This is a genomic window from Caballeronia arvi, from assembly GCF_001544695.2.
Lineage (GTDB): Bacteria > Pseudomonadota > Gammaproteobacteria > Burkholderiales > Burkholderiaceae > Caballeronia > Caballeronia arvi.
In genome coordinates, this window is the sequence record NZ_FCOM02000021.1 from 1 (window position 1) to 17,209 (window position 17,209).

Annotated in this window: 16 protein-coding genes; 7 read left to right on the plus strand and 9 right to left on the minus strand. The window is 62.0% G+C overall.

Annotated features, from left to right (window positions below; genetic code table 11):
- From dctA to AWB74_RS22290, 8 genes are all read right to left on the minus strand, one after another.
- On the minus strand, positions 1-1,256 hold a 1,256-nt coding region (gene dctA / locus AWB74_RS22255), incomplete at its 3' end, for a C4-dicarboxylate transporter DctA (protein ID WP_061148893.1).
- Complete coding sequence (locus AWB74_RS22260; RefSeq protein ID WP_061148967.1) at positions 1,253-2,185, minus strand: LysR family transcriptional regulator; 933 nt, start codon at positions 2,183-2,185, stop codon at positions 1,253-1,255. The genes dctA and AWB74_RS22260, both read right to left, overlap by 4 nt.
- A gap of 129 nt (positions 2,186-2,314) precedes the next feature.
- Positions 2,315-3,139 (minus strand): class I SAM-dependent methyltransferase, encoded by an 825-nt coding sequence (locus AWB74_RS22265; RefSeq protein WP_235024652.1) that lies wholly within the window; start codon positions 3,137-3,139, stop codon positions 2,315-2,317.
- Between the two features lie 134 nt (positions 3,140-3,273).
- Positions 3,274-4,083, minus strand: coding sequence for an amino acid ABC transporter ATP-binding protein (locus tag AWB74_RS22270; RefSeq protein WP_087039143.1), 810 nt, complete (start codon positions 4,081-4,083; stop codon positions 3,274-3,276).
- Positions 4,080-4,799 carry an amino acid ABC transporter permease gene (locus tag AWB74_RS22275; RefSeq protein WP_061148895.1) on the minus strand — a complete coding sequence of 240 codons (720 nt, stop codon included), beginning with the start codon at positions 4,797-4,799 and terminating at the stop codon, positions 4,080-4,082. The genes AWB74_RS22270 and AWB74_RS22275 overlap by 4 nt, the downstream gene beginning before the upstream one ends.
- A gap of 16 nt (positions 4,800-4,815) precedes the next feature.
- On the minus strand, positions 4,816-5,715 hold the full coding sequence (locus AWB74_RS22280) for a dihydrodipicolinate synthase family protein (protein WP_061148896.1): 900 nt from the start codon (positions 5,713-5,715) through the stop codon (positions 4,816-4,818).
- Between the two features lie 13 nt (positions 5,716-5,728).
- Positions 5,729-6,511 (minus strand): ABC transporter substrate-binding protein, encoded by a 783-nt coding sequence (locus AWB74_RS22285; protein WP_087039144.1) that lies wholly within the window; start codon positions 6,509-6,511, stop codon positions 5,729-5,731.
- A 117-nt stretch (positions 6,512-6,628) separates the two neighbouring features.
- On the minus strand, positions 6,629-7,786 hold the full coding sequence (locus AWB74_RS22290) for a porin (RefSeq protein ID WP_061148898.1): 1,158 nt from the start codon (positions 7,784-7,786) through the stop codon (positions 6,629-6,631).
- A 377-nt stretch (positions 7,787-8,163) separates the two neighbouring features.
- On the opposite strand from AWB74_RS22290, the gene dapA reads away from it, so the two are divergent.
- The 5 genes from dapA (at position 8,164) to AWB74_RS22315 (ending at position 13,530) form a co-directional block, all read left to right on the plus strand.
- Entirely contained in the window at positions 8,164-9,075 is a 912-nt protein-coding gene (dapA, locus tag AWB74_RS22295) for a 4-hydroxy-tetrahydrodipicolinate synthase (RefSeq protein WP_061148899.1), read from the plus strand.
- Positions 9,076-9,086: 11 nt separating this feature from the next.
- Positions 9,087-10,157 (plus strand): ABC transporter substrate-binding protein, encoded by a 1,071-nt coding sequence (locus AWB74_RS22300; RefSeq protein WP_061148900.1) that lies wholly within the window; start codon positions 9,087-9,089, stop codon positions 10,155-10,157.
- A gap of 25 nt (positions 10,158-10,182) precedes the next feature.
- On the plus strand, positions 10,183-11,607 hold the full coding sequence (locus AWB74_RS22305; protein WP_200822014.1) for an FAD-binding oxidoreductase: 1,425 nt from the start codon (positions 10,183-10,185) through the stop codon (positions 11,605-11,607).
- A 22-nt stretch (positions 11,608-11,629) separates the two neighbouring features.
- Positions 11,630-12,397: a pyrroline-5-carboxylate reductase gene (locus AWB74_RS22310; protein WP_061148902.1), complete on the plus strand. Its 768-nt coding sequence runs from the start codon at positions 11,630-11,632 to the stop codon at positions 12,395-12,397.
- 110 nt (positions 12,398-12,507) lie between these two features.
- Complete coding sequence (locus tag AWB74_RS22315) at positions 12,508-13,530, plus strand: LysR family transcriptional regulator (RefSeq protein WP_061148903.1); 1,023 nt, start codon at positions 12,508-12,510, stop codon at positions 13,528-13,530.
- Positions 13,531-13,550: 20 nt separating this feature from the next.
- Here AWB74_RS22315 and AWB74_RS22320 read toward each other — a convergent pair whose 3' ends face one another.
- A complete protein-coding gene (locus AWB74_RS22320) occupies positions 13,551-15,209 on the minus strand; it encodes an electron transfer flavoprotein-ubiquinone oxidoreductase (RefSeq protein WP_061148904.1) in 1,659 nt (552 codons plus the stop codon).
- 278 nt (positions 15,210-15,487) lie between these two features.
- On the opposite strand from AWB74_RS22320, the gene AWB74_RS22325 reads away from it, so the two are divergent.
- Together AWB74_RS22325 and AWB74_RS22330 are read left to right on the plus strand one after the other, a co-directional pair.
- Entirely contained in the window at positions 15,488-16,675 is a 1,188-nt protein-coding gene (locus AWB74_RS22325; protein WP_061148905.1) for an NAD(P)/FAD-dependent oxidoreductase, read from the plus strand.
- A 1-nt stretch (position 16,676) separates the two neighbouring features.
- Positions 16,677-17,204 (plus strand): HutD/Ves family protein, encoded by a 528-nt coding sequence (locus AWB74_RS22330; protein ID WP_087039153.1) that lies wholly within the window; start codon positions 16,677-16,679, stop codon positions 17,202-17,204.
- Positions 17,205-17,209: the final 5 nt, after the last annotated feature.

Consider the following 17,209-nt stretch of genomic DNA (forward strand, 5'->3'; position numbering starts at 1 on the left):
GGCCCGGCGCGCAATGCGCTCGACAGACGCGCCCTGTCGCATGAACGCTCCCACATCGACACGAAAATCACCGCGCACGCATTGCTGATCACGCTGGTCAAAGCGCGCGCCTCGGACATGAATCGATCGATGCCGACCAGGAGCGCGACGCCTGAAAGCGGCAGGTCGGGAATGACGGACAGCGTCGCGACGAGCGCGACCAGTCCGCTGCCCGATACGCCCGCCGCGCCCTTCGATGTGAGCAGCATGACCGCGAGCATGGTCGCGATCTGAGCTGCGGACAAGGGCACGTCGCAGGCCTGTGCGATGAACATCGATGCGAGCGTGAGATAGATCGCGGTGCCGTCGAGGTTGAACGAATAGCCGGCGGGCAGCACGAGTCCGACGAGTCCTTTGTCGCAGCCGAGCGCTTCGAGCTTGACGATCAGGCGTGGCAGCACCGGTTCCGTCGACGACGTCGCAAGCACGATGACGAGCTCCTCGCGGATATAGCGCAACAGCCACCAGAGCGAGAAGCCGTGCAGCCGCGCGAGCGGACCGAGCACCAGTACGACGAACGCCACGCACGCCGCATAGAACGTCACTATCAGCATGCCCAGCGAGCCGATCGAGTGGATGCCGAACCGTCCGACCGTGAAGGCCATCGCGCCGAATGCGCCGAGAGGCGCGAGCCGCATGATCATCGCGAGGATGCGGAACAGCACGTTCGCGACGCCGGTGATCAATTCCTGTACCGGGCGCCCGGCACTTCGACTGGCGTTCAATGCAAAGCCGAACAGCAGTGCGAGCAGCAGCACCGGCAGCACCTCTCCTTTCTCGAAGGCGCCGACGAGCGTTTCAGGAATCGTGTGCAGCACGAATTCGACGAGTCCACGAGGCTGCGCGCGCGTCGCGTATTGCGCGAGAAACGTGGTATCCAGGTGCCGCACGTCGATGTGCAGTCCCGCGCCCGGGCGGAGCACGAACGCGGCGGCGAGCCCCAGGACGAGCGCAGCGATGGTGAGAAAGTAGAACAATGCCAGCGCCTTCAGAATGGTCCGTCCTATCTTCGAGCCGCTCGTAAGCGAGGTGATGCCGCCGACGATCGTGCAAAACACGATCGGGGCGATCATCATGCGGACCAAGGCAACGAACGCATCGCTGAGTAGTTTGAACGATGCGCCGGCTTGCGGCCAGAAGTGGCCGACTGTCATTCCAAGCGCCATTCCGAGCAAGACTTGCACATAAAGCAGCCTGGCCGACATCGCCCACTTCATTTCGATGCCTTCGCTGCCTTGGCGCTAGCAATGCCGGTGCGCTTCGTATCGAGGATCGTCTGGTAGAACTGCCGCGCCGCCGGCGTGAGCGGACGCCCGCGGCGTCTGACGATTCCAACGCGTCGGGTCACGACCGGATCGACGAGCGGCACGCTCGTGAGGATTGGATGATCGTGCGCGGGCATGGCCATCGAGGGCACGGCGGCAACACCCAGCCCCGCTTCGATGAGGCCGAGCATGGTCGTGACATGACGGGTCTCGCACACGCTCGGTTGCTTCGGAGACACGGCGGTCAGCGCCTGATCGAGCAGCAGCCGGTTTCCCGACGTCTTGTCCACGGAGACGTAATCATGCTCATAGAGCTCGCTCCAGGACACGCGCTTTTTCCGGGCAAGCGGATGATCGCGTCGGCAGGCCGCGACGAACCGCTCCTGAAGGAGAACCTTGAATTCGACCTCGGATTCCTGGCTGCCCATGAAACTGACGCCGAAATCGGCTTCGCCGCTGATCACCGCGCCGAGCACTTCATTCGCACCCGAGTCGAGCAACTTGACCCGGATTCGCGGATAGCGGCTGTGATAGGTCGCCACGACGTTCGGCAGGAAATAATACGCAACCGATGGCACGCATGCGATCGTCACATGGCCCAGACGACTCGTCGAAACGTCGCGTATGCCGAGCAGCGCGACGTCGAGGTCATCGAGCAGTTGTTCGGCGCTCGGAGCGAAAACGCGTCCCACCGTCGTGAGCGTGACGCTTCGGGTCGTTCGCTCGAAAAGCCGTACGCCAAGGGCCTCTTCGAGCTTTTCGATGCGGCGGCTCAAGGCGGGTTGTGAAATGCTGACCGCCTCGGCGGCTTTGCGGAAACTCCCCAGTTCCACCACCGCTCGAAACGCCTGCAAATCGTTGAGATCGAAGTTGACGCCCACGAGCCATCCCCCGTAAATGCGGCTATTTTGCACGATAGGCACAAACAGCGACGTCACGCGGGAAAGAGATGCTCGCTAAAAAACTCCACGAACGCGCGCAAGTTCAGCGCGGGCATCCGCATACACCCGCTACGGCTTGACGAACCTGAGCGTCATCCGATCCGATTCTCCGATCGCGGCATAGCGTGAACGGTCGACGTCGCCGCCCTGATACGTCGGCGGCAGCGACCACACGCCGTGCGGATGGTCTGTCGTATCCTTCGCGTTCGCATTGATCTCACTGCGCGCAACCAGCACGAAACCAGCCGCCTGCGCGTGCTCGATGACGAACGCTTCAGTCACGTATCCGGAATCGATCATCTGCTGCACGGTCGTTCCCGGCCGCGCGCGATGCTCTTCGACGCCGAGTTCACCGCCATGCTTCAACGCGCCGTAGAACGCGCGCAGGTTCGCATCGAGCTGCCCGTCCTTGATCCAGTTATGGATGTTCCGAAACGTCAGCACGCGGTCGAATCGCTCATGCGCGTCGAAGCCGCTGAACTGGCCTGCGTGCAATGTGCCGACGACGACCTTGCCATACAGCGCCGGAGCATTCGCGAGCTTGCGCCGATAGGCTGTATCCGTCGCATTGTCCTCGGCGGCGAGATCGGCGGACGTGCTGAGATATTGCGCTTCGTAAAGCTGACCTGCATCGCGCAGCCAGGGCGCGAGAATGTCCGTGTACCATCCTCCTCCCGGCGCGATCTCCAGCACCGCCTGCGTCGGGACGAGGCCGAAGAACTCGAGCGTTTCTTTCGGATGGCGATAGACGTCGCGGGCACGCGCCTTGTCGCTGCGTTGCGATCCGCCGATCGCCGCATCAAGCGACGCGGCGCTCGCAGCTTGCGACTGCGAATCAGGCGATGAATTCCGCGCATCCAACGAAGAGGACGCGCATCCGGTCAGGGTCAGCATGAAGGCGGTGGCGGCGACCGTGATTGCGCGCGCCCGTACAAGTCGATGATGGGTCATTGAGCAGAGGCAGGTGTGAGATACGACACACGATACGCGTTTCTTGCACACTCCGCCCTGTCTTCCCATAGCACGCACTACGCCATCTCGTTCCCGAGTCCCGCCAGAAAGCGCTTGCAGCGGTCGGTCCGGGGAGTGAACAGAACCTCGCTCGAATCGCCTTCCTCGACGATCTGCCCCGCTTCCATGAAGACGGTCTTGTCGGACACCTGCCGCGCGAAGGCCATCTCGTGCGTGGCAATGAGCATCGTCATGCCGGATTCGCGCACGTCGCGGATCACGTTCAGCACTTCCTGCACGGTCTCGGGGTCCAGCGCGGAAGTCGGCTCATCGAACAACATGATCTGCGGGTCCATCGCCATGGCTCTTGCAATCGCCACGCGCTGCTGCTGACCGCCGGAAAGCTGCCGCGGAAAGCTGCCTGCCTTGCTGCCCAAGCCAACGCGTTCGAGCAGATCCATGCCCGTCTTGCGCGCCCGCTCGGCGCTTTCTCCGCGCACGAGCCGCAGACCGGACGTCACGTTGTCCAGTGCTGTCATGTGCGGGAACAGGTTGAAGCTCTGGAACACCATGCCGACGTGCTCGCGCTGTTTTGCAAGGGCGTTCGCTCCCAGGCGACGCCGACGCCCGCCGTCGCTCCTGTAGCCGACTTCGAAATCGCCGACTTCGAAATCGCCGACTTCGATGCTGCCGGACGAGACCTCCTCCAGCGCATTCACACAACGAAGCAAGGTGCTCTTGCCCGACCCGCTCGGTCCGATCAGTGCGACGGCGCTGCCTTTCGATACGTCGAGCGACACCGACTTCAAGGCCTCGTAAGCGCCATAGTGCTTCACGAGCCCGCGCACGCGCAGGAAGGGAGCTTTGTCCTGGTGATTTCGCATCATTGCTGCTCCGCCAGTTTGGTCTTGACTGAACTCGAACGGCCGCGCGCCTCGGCGAACCACCGGGAATTGCGTCGTTCGAAGCCGTTCTGCAGCAGCGTCCAGATAGCCGTGACAGCGAGATAGTAGATCGTCGCTACGGTCAGCGCTTCGAGCACGCGGAAGTCGGATTGCGTGAGGCTGTCGGTGGCGCGGAAGAGTTCGGTCATCGAGATCACGGAGACGAGCGACGTGTTCTTCAGCTGCCGCACGAACTCATTGCCGAGCGGCGGAATGGCGATGCGAAACGCCTGCGGAAAAACGATCGCGCGCATGATGGTCGCGGGCCGCATGCCGACGGCGCGCGCCGCTTCCCATTGCGCGATCGGCACCGCCGATAGTGACGACCGCACGATCTCCGCCACATAGGGACTCTCGGAGAGCATCAGCCCGATGATGGCCGCTTCCATCACCGAAAACCGGATGCCCAGTTGAGGAACGGCGCTGTAGAGAAAGACCAGTTGCACGAGAAGCGGTGTCGCGCGAAAGAACGCGACATAGCCCTGATAGAAGGCTCGCGTCACGCGGCTGTCGATTCCGCCGATGAGCGCGATCAACGTGCCGAGCACGATCGCCAGCAGCAGCGTGACGATGGTGAACCAGACCGTCGTCCACAAGCCCGTGAGAATCGAAGGTTCCACCAGGTCCCGAAAGAATACCGACCAGTCCCATACATGCATCGCCGTTCTCCTGTCCTTATCGCGGAATAGCCGTGACGTCCGCGCGATCGAGCAGCTTCTTCAGCTCGACGCGCAACGCTTCGGGGGAGGCCGCAATCGGTTCACGCGGGTCGCCGAGCGGCAGTCCGCGCAGCGCGGCGCCGGCCTTGGCGAGCGCCACATAGCCATTGAGCAGCATGAAGTCGATGATCGGCCAGAGCTTGTCCCAGACCTGCAGCGAAGCGACCATGTCGCCATCGATCGATACCGCGTCGTAGAGCTGCACGCACAGCTCCGGAATGAACGTCGACGCCCCGATGATCGTGCCCGGCGCACCATGCGCGAGCACCGCGAGCAACGCGGGATCGGAACCGGCGAGCACGGTCGGCGCGTCCGGATTGCTCAGCATGCGCATCGTGCGCGTGAAGTTCTGCGGACTGTCCTTGATATGCGAGACGAGGCCTTCGCGACGCAGCGCCACCATCTGCGCTTCGGTGATGTCGATTCCGGTGATGCCCGGCGTGTCGTAATAGATGATCGGACCGCCCGCGATCGTCACGACCTTTTCGAGGAAGCGCTGCACGTCGGTGAACTTGAGCCGGTCGAAATAAGGCGTGACGACGAGCATCTGATCGACGCCGAGCTCCTTCGCATGACGCGTGAGATCGAGCGTGTCGCGCACATTGCTCGACCCGACATGCGCGATGACATCCGTTCTGCCCTTGCCCACTTCGCTGCCGATTTCGAAGAGACGTCTGCGCTCCGCGACCGTCAACGAAGGATGTTCGCCCGTCGATCCGCTCAGCACGACACCATGAATGCCGGCGTCGATCTGGAACTCGATGAGCCGCTTGTAGGCGCTTTCGTCGATCGAATTCCTGTCGCTGGAAAACGGCGTGAGAATGGCGCTCAGAATGCCTTTCAGTTCCTGCTTCATCAACCTCTCCTTGTCAAAAGCTCTTGATGGCGGCGCTCTCGATGCCCCACTGTTTGAGGATCGCGTCGTACGTGCCGTTCGATTTCATTTCCTTCAGGCCATTGCGCACTTTCAGCGCGAGGTCCTCACGATTCTTCGGCACGCCGATGCCGAGCATCATCGGGCTGATGCCGGTCGCAATCTTTCGGTAGCCGTTGTTGTGCTGCATGAAGTAGGAGATCAGCGAGTCCGTCGCGATGAACCCGTCCACGCTGTCGTTTTCGAGCGCGCGCAACGCGATCGGCTGCGTGTCGAAGGCCTGTATCGTGATCGGCGGCTTCTTCGCCGACTCGCATTGCTGGCTTTGCGCCTGAAGCACTTTCATCGAGCCCGAGCCTTGCAGCACGCTGGCGGAATGTCCGCACAGGCCGTCCAGTCCTTTGACCGCCGATGCATTCTTGACGATCACCGTCTGCGATGCCTCGATATACGGAACCATGTCGATCACGCCCTGACGTTCGGGCGTGACATACATCGCCGCGCACACGATGTCGAAGCGATCCGCCTGCAAAGCGGGAATCAATCCCTTGAAGTCGAGATTCACGAACTCGGGCGACGAGCCCATCTGCTTCGCCAGCGCGCCGCACAGCGTGACGTCGACGCCCGTGGGTTTGCGCGCCTGATCGAAGAAGCCCCACGGCATCTGCGTGAGCGATGTTCCGATGCGCAACTGGCCCGGCGCGCTGTCCGCATGCGCCACGCCGCACATCATCAAGCCTGCGAGCAGGCTCATTCCGATCCGCTTCATACTTCGCATTGCACTCTCCTGTCCTTCGATATGTGAACGATCATGTCGCGGCCAAAAGCAGGCGCGCGCGTAGTCAGTACGTCGCTATTGCTCAACTTCAGCCACGCTGATCAGGTGCTGGAAGAATCAGAAGCGATGCCGCATCCCGACGATGCCGAGAACCTGGTTCGGCGTCGTCGATGGCGTCAGGCCGTTGAGATTCGCGACCGCGCTCGCGCCGGTGGAATCGGTGCCCGAAGCGTGCTGATAGATCACATCCGCATAGACGTCCGTGCGCTTCGAGAGCAGATAGACGGTGCCGAGCACACCCTGCTGGTACTTCACGTCGTTGATGCCGTAGCCCTTCGTATAGTCATACGCCGCGCCGACGAGCCACGACGGCGTGAACTGATACTTGAAGTTGAGTTCGGCGTTATGGAATCGCGCCGTGCCGCCCACGTTCGCAGCCGGCGTCGCCACGCCTGCCTGCGAACCGACGTTCCTGAACGCCGTGTTGGTGTACATCGCCCCGACGGTCGCCCCGCCGAACGTGTAGGAACCGCCCGCGGCGATGACCTCCTGCGTATTCGCCGACGCATAGCCCGAGAAGATGCGATTCGTCACGTTGATCGCGGTTGTGCTCGACGATGCGTTGTTGCCGTACAGCGAGAAATTCGGATTCCTGACGTTGAGATAGCCGACCCCGAACGCAAACGGTCCGCGGTTGTACGCAGCGCCCGCCGACCAGATCTGATTCCTGCCCGTCTGACCCGCGACGCCGCCCAGGCTATACAGGCCGCCGAACGTCAGGCCGCCGAAGGAGATGCTCTTGAACTTGATGGAATTGTTGATGCGATTCGTGCCGTTGACGTTGTCGAGATCGCCCGGATGTGCGCCGAAGTATGGCGACCACTGGTTGGCCGCTTCGAACGGTCCAGGGTAGTCCGTGAGCGAATCATAGTGGCGCCCGAGCGTGAACGATCCCACGCTCTGCGACGTGAAACCGACATACGCCTGTCGTCCGAAGAGATCGCCGCCCTGCCCCAGTCGACCGGTATTGAGGCTGTAGCCGCTTTCGATCACGAAGAGCGCGCCCAGGCCGCCACCCAGATCCTCGGTTCCGCGCAGGCCCCACCGACTGCCGTTGATGTTGCCGCTGGACATCTGCCAGACGCTGTGTCCGCCGGTGTTGTTGGCGTAGAGCACGCCGATATCGATGAGACCGTACAACGTGACCGAGCTTTGCGCATGCGCGAGCCCCGAGATACTCGCAAGTGCTGCAACAACGACCATTCTGGTTTTCATATGAACGAACCTGTGCGAGAAGTGACGATTTGGCCGCGATGCGGCGCTCCACGATGTTCGAGTGCTGATGACCCGACCTGGAGCGCAGCGTAGGCAAGTCAAAAATCCCGCTTGTCAAACTCGCTTTCCCGCTAACTTTTTGGATAAGCGCCGCTAAAGGATCGGGGCACGAAGGCGGCGCCGTCATATCGCGCGCAGCCTGCGCGAGCGCTTGCCAGGCCTATGGAAAACCCGTATTTCCGGGCGTCAGATAAAGACCCGCTAATGGACTTCTTTAGCGCGCGTGATGCTAAAGCGCCCGCGATTTTTGTTTCTCTAATGTTCAGGAAGGCGGACGCCAACGCGGTCCAACTCCGAACCGAACCCATCGAGGAACCATGAGCACGATTCACAAGTACGCGGGCATCCTGACATCGCTTGCCACGCCGCTGGACCGCTATGGCAAGTTCAACGCACCCGCTCTCACGAAGCAGATCGGCAATCTGATCGAAGCGGATGCCGATGCCATCGTGCCGGTCGGCGGCACGGGCGAATACATTTCGCTCACGTTCTCCGAGCGCCTGAAAGTGGTCGAGGCATCGTTCGAAGCGGCAGGCGGCCGTTGTCCGGTGATTCCCGGCATCATCGAGGCCGGCATCAACAATGCGATCGAAAACGGCAAGGCTTACGTCGAAGCCGGCGCGAAGGCGATCATGGTGGTGACGCCCTATTACTATCGCCCGACGCAGCAAGGCATCCTCGATTACTACAAGCGTATTTCCGATTCCGTCGATGCCGACATCATCCTGTACGAGATTCCGTATCGCACGGGCGTGTCGTTGCATTTCGAAACCGTCGACAAGCTCGCCGACATGACGCGCGTCGTCGGCATCAAGGCATGCAACCCGGACCTCGCGCAGCAGATGCGCGTCGCCGAACTCGCGAAGGACAAGCTGGCGATTTTGAGCGGCGAGGAAGACGTGCTGCCGCTGCATGTCGCGATGGGCGCAGTGGGCGGCATCATCTCCAGTTCGAACCTGATTCCGCGCCAATGGAAGCGCGTGCTCGATCTCGCGATGGCCGGTCAACTGAAGGAAGCCGTCGCGTTGCACGCCACGTTCCGCCCGCTCATCGACGCACTCTTTGCCGAGCCGAATCCCGCGCCGCTGAAGGCCGCACTCGGTCTCACGGGAATCGACTTCGGTCCCGTGCTCGCGCCATTGCAGGACGCATCCGGCCCGCTGCGCGAACGCCTCGCGCGTGTAGTGCCGCCGCTCATCGCGCGTGAAGCCGAGTACGCGCCCAATTAAAGGAGATCGCCATGTCATCGGAAAAAGCACACGGACTGAACCGGCGGCAGTTTTTACAGGCCACGGGCGCCACGCTAGCGAGCGCGGCGATTTCCGCGCCCATGCTCATCACGTCGCGCAAGGCGCTGGCCGCGGGCAATCTGACGGTCGTAACCTGGGGCGGCAACTATCATCAGGGCGTCGAGGAAGCGCTCGCCAAACCCTTCGAGAAAGAGTTCGGCGTGCACGTCACACTCGTCGATACGCCCGATCTCGCCAAGGTCAAGGCGCAGGTCATGACCAACAACGTGCAATGGGATGTGTTCGATGCGCCCGGCTCGATGGCCACGACCGGTTCTAAAAACGGCTACTGGGAGCCGCTCGATCCGTCGCTGTTCAATGCGAGCGATCTGGTCGCGCCCGTCGGAAAGGAGATGGTGCCGTTCTATGCGTTCACGGGCGGGATCTGCTGGGATTCGAACAAGTATCCCGATGGCAAGCATCCGCAGACCTTCGTCGATTACTTCGATTTCAAGAAGTTTCCCGGCCAGCGCACGCTGCGCAATCGCGCGTTCGAAACGCTCGAAATCGCCCTGCTCGCCGATGGCGTGCCGCCCGAGAAGGTCTATCCGCTCGATGTGAATCGCGCGTTCAAATCGCTCGATCGCATCAAGCCGTATATCTCGAACTGGGTCGAGCAGACGCCGCAAACCGTCACGCTCGTGCAGACGGGACAGGTCGATTACAGCTACACGTATGCGACGCGCGTGAAGGCCGCGCAGGAAGCGAAGCAGCCGATCGACTTCTCGTTCAAGCAGACGCTGACGGGACTCGAATATCTGGTCGTGCTGAAGAATGCGCCGAACAAGGCGAACGCGATGAAATTCGTGCAGTTCGCAATGCGGCCCGACCGTCAGGCCGCGTTGATGAACCATCTCGGCAACACGCCCGCCAGCAAGAGCGCCAAGCCGATGATGAACCCCGCCGTGCAGAAGTGGCTGTCGGACCCTGCGAGCAAGACGAACCTCGTCATCAACGACGCCTGGTGGGCCGATCACTTCGACGAGCTCACGCTTCGCTTCAAAGAATGGGCACTGAGCTAACCAACATAAGAAGAATCGAACCATCATGAAAGAAGACATCATCAGCGCGATGCGCGCCATCGCGGGCGAGGCGAGCGTGCTGACCGATCCGCACGATGTCGCGCCGCACATGATCGACTGGCGCAAGCGTCATTCGGGCACGGCGGCGTGCGTCGTGTTTCCGCGCAGCACGGAGCAGGTTTCCGCGTTGCTCGCGTACTGCAACGAACATCGCGTGAAGGTCTTTCCGCAGGGCGGCAATACGAGCGTATGCGGCGGCTCGGTGCCGGACCACGACGGCAACAGCGTGCTCGTGAATCTCGCGAAGCTGAACCGCATCCGCGAAGTGAATGCGCCGAACAATTCGATCACCGTCGAAGCGGGCTGCATTCTCGCGGACATTCAATCCGCGGCGCTCGATGCAGACCGGCTCTTTCCGCTGTCGCTCGGTGCGGAAGGCTCGTGTCAGATCGGCGGAAATCTCTCGACGAACGCGGGCGGCACGAACGTCGTGCGTTTCGGCAATGCCCGCGATCTCGTGCTCGGCCTCGAAGTCGTGCTCGCGGACGGACGCATCTGGAACGGCCTGCGCACGCTTCGCAAGAACAACAGCGGCTACGATCTGAAGAACCTGTTCATCGGCGCGGAAGGCACGCTCGGCATCGTCACGGCGGCGAGCCTGAAGCTGTATCCAAAGCCCTCCGCTCGCGCGACGGCCATGCTCGCCTTCGACGACGTGAAGGACGCGGTGAGTCAGGGTCTGTCGCTTCAGGGACAGTTTCCCGGCGAACTCGTCGGCCTCGAACTGATCTCGCGCAGCGAGTTCGAGATATCGCTGAAGCATGCCGCGAAGACGCGCAATCCGTTCGAAGCGACGCCCGAGTGGATCGTGCTGGTCGAGCTCGCGGCATCGTCGGGAACGAGCGAAGCGTTGACGGAGCGCCTCACCGATTATCTGCGCGATGCCTTCGAGGAAGGCGTGGTCCGCGATGCCGTCGTCGCGGCGAACGAGCAGCAACGCGCCGATTTGTGGAAGATCCGGCACAGCGTAACTGAATCGAACGTCAGGGAAGGCATGGGCCTGACGCACGACATCGCGGTGCCGACCTACCGCATCCCCGATTTCATCGGACAGGCGAGCGAAGCGCTGAAGCAACATTATCCAGACGCGACACCGGTCGTCGTCGGACATATGGGCGACGGCAATCTGCACTACATCGCGATGTTCAGCCACGACTACTGGGCCGCGGTCGACGACAAGCAGAAGACACAGCTCGAACTGAGCCATGTGCTCTACGACATCGCCGCCGCGATGGGCGGCACGTTCAGCGCGGAACACGGCATCGGCGCACTGCACGTACCGGAAATGGCGAAATACAAGGATGCCGTCGAGATCGAACTGATGCAGTCGATCAAGCGCCTCTTCGATCCGCTCGACACGATGAATCCGCGTCGTGTCGTGCCCAACTGATTCAATCACACAGAGAGTCACCATGCGACTAGGTTTCGTAGGAACTGGCGTCATCACCGAAGCGATCGTTACCGGCTTGCTGAAGGTCGGCGCGCAGTTCGAGCATATCGCGCTGTCGAACCGCAGCGCGAAGAAAGCCGCGCAGCTTGCCGCGAAGGACAAGCGCATCAGCGTGTGCGAAAGCAATCAGGCGGTGCTCGACCAGTCGGATGTCGTGTGTCTCGCGATCATTCCGCAGATCGCGCATGAGGTGATCGCCGAGCTGAAGTTTCAGCCGTCGCATCGCGTCATCAGCTTCGTTGCGGGCATGAACATGGACGAGCTGCGCCGCGCCATGCCGGAAGTCGACAACATCGTGCGCGCGATTCCCCTGCCCGCCACCGCCGACGCGCTCGGCGCCACGACGCTCTATCCGCAGGACAAGATCGCGAGCGAGCTGTTCTCGCAGATCGGCGTCGCGGTGGAAGTCGAGAACGAGCATCAGTTCGACTGCATCTCCGCCGCGACCGCCACGATGGCGAGCTTCTACGCCGTGCTCGAAAGTCAGGCGCAATGGCTCGTTCAGCAAGGGCTCGCGTATGACAAGGCCCGCGCGTTTCTCGCGGGTTATAGCCAGGGGCTTGCGCACGGCACCAACAGCGGCGCACCGTTCACCGAACTCATCGACCATTGCATGACGCCCGGCGGCATCAACGAACAGGTGCATCACGAACTGACGAAGCGCGGCAATTACGAGCAGTATCAGGAAGCGCTGACGCGCGTGCTCGATCGCATCGAAGGACGCGCCTGATGTGTACGCGGCCGTGCTTTTCGACCCTCATGCGCGGCCGCAGGAATTTTGAAGTTTGATACGCTGAGGATCCACGCGCATTGAACCCGTAAAAAAGGACTCGGCAAGGCATGGAGACACTCTCGACAGGGCACTATCCGGACTGGGACCTGCTGGTCAGTTGGGTATGCGTGGTGGATGCGGGCTCGATGTCCGATGCGGCGAATCGCCTCGGCATCTCGCAAGGCGGCGTGTCGCAGCGGATCAAGGCGCTCGAAACCCTGCTCGATACCGTGCTGCTCGACCGCGCCTCGCGCCCGGCGCGTCCGACGGCAGCGGGCCGGCGTCTGTTCGAACACGCGAAGGAACTGCTGCGCAGCGGCGATCAGATGATCGAAAGCGTGCGCAACGTCACGCGCGCGAAACGTACGGTCGTGCGGCTTGGCTGCATCGATTCCTTTGCCGCGATGATCGGCCCGATTCTCACGCGCGCGCTCGCCAGTTCGGCGCATCAGATCCGGCTGTGGTCAGGCATCACGCCGAATCTCGATTCGCAACTCGAAGCGCGGCAACTCGATGTCGCCGTGACGATGAACGGCTATTCGCGCGTGCCCGAGATTCGCCGTCTCCGGTTGTTCTCCGAGCCGTACTTCGTGGTCTTGCCGAAAGCCTTCGAGATCGACGAATACGCATCGCTCGCGGACCTGAGCAAGCATCTGCAATTCGTGCGCTACAGCGCGCGTTCCCTCAACGGCCAGCAAGTCGATGCCTATCTGCACGCCAACGCCGAGAACATCGAACGCACTTGCGAATTCGACGCCACCGATCCGCTGCTCAGCCTCGTCGCGGCCGGCCTCGGTTTCGCGCTCACGACGCCGCTGTGCCTGTGGCAATCGAGGCATTATCTGCCGGGCGTGCGCGTCGTTCCGTTGAGTTCGTTTTCGCGTTACGGGCGTCCGTTGACCGGGCTGCATCGGTCGTTCTATCTCGCGTATCGCGAGAACGAGCTGGGCAGTCTGCCATCGAATCTGTACGACCTGTTCCGCAACACGTTCGAGCGGCAGGTAGCGGTCGATATCGGCGAGGCGCTGTCCATCGATCCGCGTTCCATCTTCTTCATGGAGCAGGAAACGATGGCCGATGCATCGTCCTGATCCATGTTCGAGCGTCACATTCACATGCCCGGATAGTTCGGACCGCCGCCGCCTTCCGGCGCGACCCATACGATGTTCTGCGTTGGGTCCTTGATATCGCACGTCTTGCAATGCACGCAGTTCTGCGCGTTGATGACGAGCCCATTCTCACGGAACTCATAGACGCCAGCGGGACAAAAGCGCGCTTCCGGTCCCGCGTATTGCTTCAGATTGACGTCGATGGGAACGCTCGCATCCTTCAAGGTGAGATGCGCGGGCTGATTCTCTTCGTGATTCGTGTTCGACAGAAACACCGACGAAAGACGGTCGAACGTGAGCTTGCCGTCCGGCTTCGGATACGCGATCGGCCTGCACAATGACGCCGGCTTCAACGTTTCATGATCCGCATGCTTGTGATGCAGCGTCCACGGCACGCGTCCGCCGAACAGCTTCTGCTCGACGCCGACCATCAACGATCCGGTGACGAGGCCCTTGCTCATCCACTGCTTGAAATTGCGCGCGCGATGCAGTTCTTCCCTGAGCCACGAGCGACCGAATGCGTCCGCGTACCCGACGAGCACATCATGCCGACGGCCTTCGCGGATGGCATCGTATGCGGCTTCGGCTGCCATTTTGCCGGTCGCGATCGCCGCATGACTGCCCTTGATGCGCGACGCATTCAGGAAACCCGCCTCGCAGCCGATCATCGCGCCGCCGGGAAACACGAACTTCGGCAAGGACATGAGCCCGCCCGCCGCGATGGCGCGCGCGCCGTACGACACGCGCTTGCCGCCTTCGAGAAACTTGCGGATCGCCGGATGCGTCTTGTAGCGCTGGAATTCCTCGAACGGCGACAGATACGGATTCCGATAGCCGAGCCCGACCACGAAGCCGACGACGACCTGATTGTCATCGAGGTGATAGAGAAACGAGCCGCCGTAGGTATCGTTGTCGAGGGGCCAGCCTGCTGTGTGAATGACGAGGCCCGGCTGATGCAGCTTCGGATCGATCTCCCACACCTCCTTGACGCCGAGCCCGTACACCTGCGGATCGACGCCATCGCGCAGATTGAAGCGCTCCATCAACTGACGCCCGAGATGACCGCGCGCGCCTTCCGCGAACAGCGTGTACTTCGCGTGAAGTGCCATGCCGAGCTGAAAATTCGCGGTCGGTACGCCGTCTTTTCCGATGCCCATATTGCCCGTCGCGACGCCGCGCACTTCGCCGCGCTCGCCAACCAGCACTTCCGCCGCCGCAAAACCCGCGAAGATTTCGACGCCCAACTCTTCGGCTTTCTGCGCCATCCAGCGCGCGACGTTGCCGAGCCTCACCACATAGTTGCCGTGATTTTTGAAGCCATCGGGCAGCAGCCGGTTCGGCACTTGCCGCGCGCGGTCCTTCGTCAGAAACAGGAAGCGGTCTTCGCTCACTTCGACATCGAGCGGTGCGCCCTGGGCTTTCCAGTCGGGCATCAACTCGTCGAGCGCGCGCGGGTCCATGACGGCGCCGGACATCGTGTGCGCGCCGACTTCGGAGCCTTTTTCGAGCACGCAGACGGAGACGTCTTCGCCGCGCTCTTGTGCGAGTTGCTTCAGGCGGATTGCGGCGGAAAGCCCTGCCGGACCGCCGCCGACGATGACGACGTCGTATTCCATGCAGTCGCGCGGACCGTATTGCTCGACGAGAGACTCGGTATTCATATCGCGTAGTGAGTGTTCGGAACCTTGATGCGCGCATCGTAACGGCCGTGCGCGCATCTCCCCCGCGACATAACCGCTTCTTATGCTGACTTCAACGCGCGCTTGCGCTTTGCGGCGTCGATCTCGCCGCAAAGCCCGTTCGCACGGGCGGTGCGCCGCGATAGTGAACCCTGTGCTTTTGCTAAAAATCGATTCTGCTTATATTTCCGGCCCCGCGCTTTTGTCGACTCACACTTCGCTCATGCGTTGCCAAACGAAGGAATCGAAGGAAGCAGACCGTGAATTCATATGACGTTGTTGTGATTGGTGCGGGAGTCATCGGCAGTTCGGTGGCGTTCCAGCTCGCAAAGCTCGGCGCAAAGAACGTGCTCGTGCTCGACCGCGGAACGATCGGAGCCGGTACGACGTCGCAGTCGTCGGGCATCTTGCGCACGCACTACTCCGTGAAGGAGAACGTGCAACTCGCGCGCAAATCCTGGGACGTCTTCAATGATTTCGCCGCCTATCTCGGCGATGACGAAGCGTCCTGCGGTCTCGTGAAGTGCGGCTACATGATCGTCGCGAACGAAGGCGACAAGATCGAGCCGCTGCGCGCCTCGCTGAATCAGCAGAAAGAGCAAGGCATTCCGCTCGAATTCCTGAACCGCCAGCAGGCGAAGGAACTGCTTCCGATCGCGCACTTCGACGATGCCGCGCTCATCGGCTACGAGCCCGAAGCCGGTTTCGCCGATGCCTATCTCGTCGCGACCAGCTTCGCGCGCGCGGCGCGTCGCGGCGGCGTGACGATCAAAGAGAATGCATCGGTGAACAAGGTGCTGATCGAGAACGGCAAGGTCGTCGGCGTATCGACGAGCATCGGCGACTTCAAGACCTCGACGGTCATCAGCACGCAAAACATCTGGACGCCGGAACTCGCCGGCTGGACCGGCCGCGAGCTGCCGATCATGCCGGAGCGTCACGCGGTCCTCGCGCTCGAATGCGATGCCGCGAAATACACGTTCTCGATGCCCGTCTTCAAGGATCTCGCGTCGCCCGGCATGCTGTATTACCGCAGCTACGGCGGCAATCAGATGCTGGTGAGCGAAGGCGTCGTCGGCGAGAAGCTGAGCACGGCCGAAACCGAACAGGGCGATATCCCGATGGACTATGTCGTCGAAGTCGGTGCACAGGTCGCGGAACGTTTTCCGGAGTACGAAACAGCGGGCATCGCGTCGTCGTGGACCGGCGTGTACGACGTCACGCCCGACTGGAACCCCGTGCTCGGGCGCTTGCCGGGCATCGAAGGACTCGTCGTCGGCTACGGCTTCTCGGGCCACGGTTTCAAGCTTTCGCCGACGGTCGGCCGCGTGCTCGCGCAGGAAGCGCTCGGCCTGTCGACGGACGTGTCGCTCAAGCCGTATTCCATCGAACGCTTCGCGACGGGCGAATTGTTGACCGGCAAGTATGGGCTGGGCGCAGTTTCGTGACATGAACGTGCGGCGTATCGAATCGATTGCGCCGGAGCGCTGGCGCAACGGCGGCGGCATCACGCGCGCCATTGCGTCGAACGGCGATGACTGGCGCGTGAGCATCGCCGAAGTCGAGCGCGACGGGCCGTATTCGCGTTTCGACGGCATCGCGCGAATCTCGCTCGTGCTACGTGGCGACGGCGTCGTGCTTCGGGATGGTGACGATGTCGTCATGCTCCGGCCCTTCGAAGCCGTCGAATACGACGGCGATGCGAACTGGAGCGCGACGCTCATCGGCGCACGCGTGACCGTGCTGAACGTGATGACGTGCGTCGGCGTCTGTCGGGCGCGCGTGCAGGCGATCGTGCATCCGGTGACGGTCGGACCGGGATGCGCGGCGATCGTCGTGGCGCTCGACGGCGCCTGCCTTTGCAATGACATCGCGATCGGCACAGGCGACGTCGCCGTCATCGAAAACGTGATCAAGCCGATGCGCCTCGAGGGCACACGCGGCACGCCTTTTCTCGTCACGATCGAACGCGCGTGACGGAC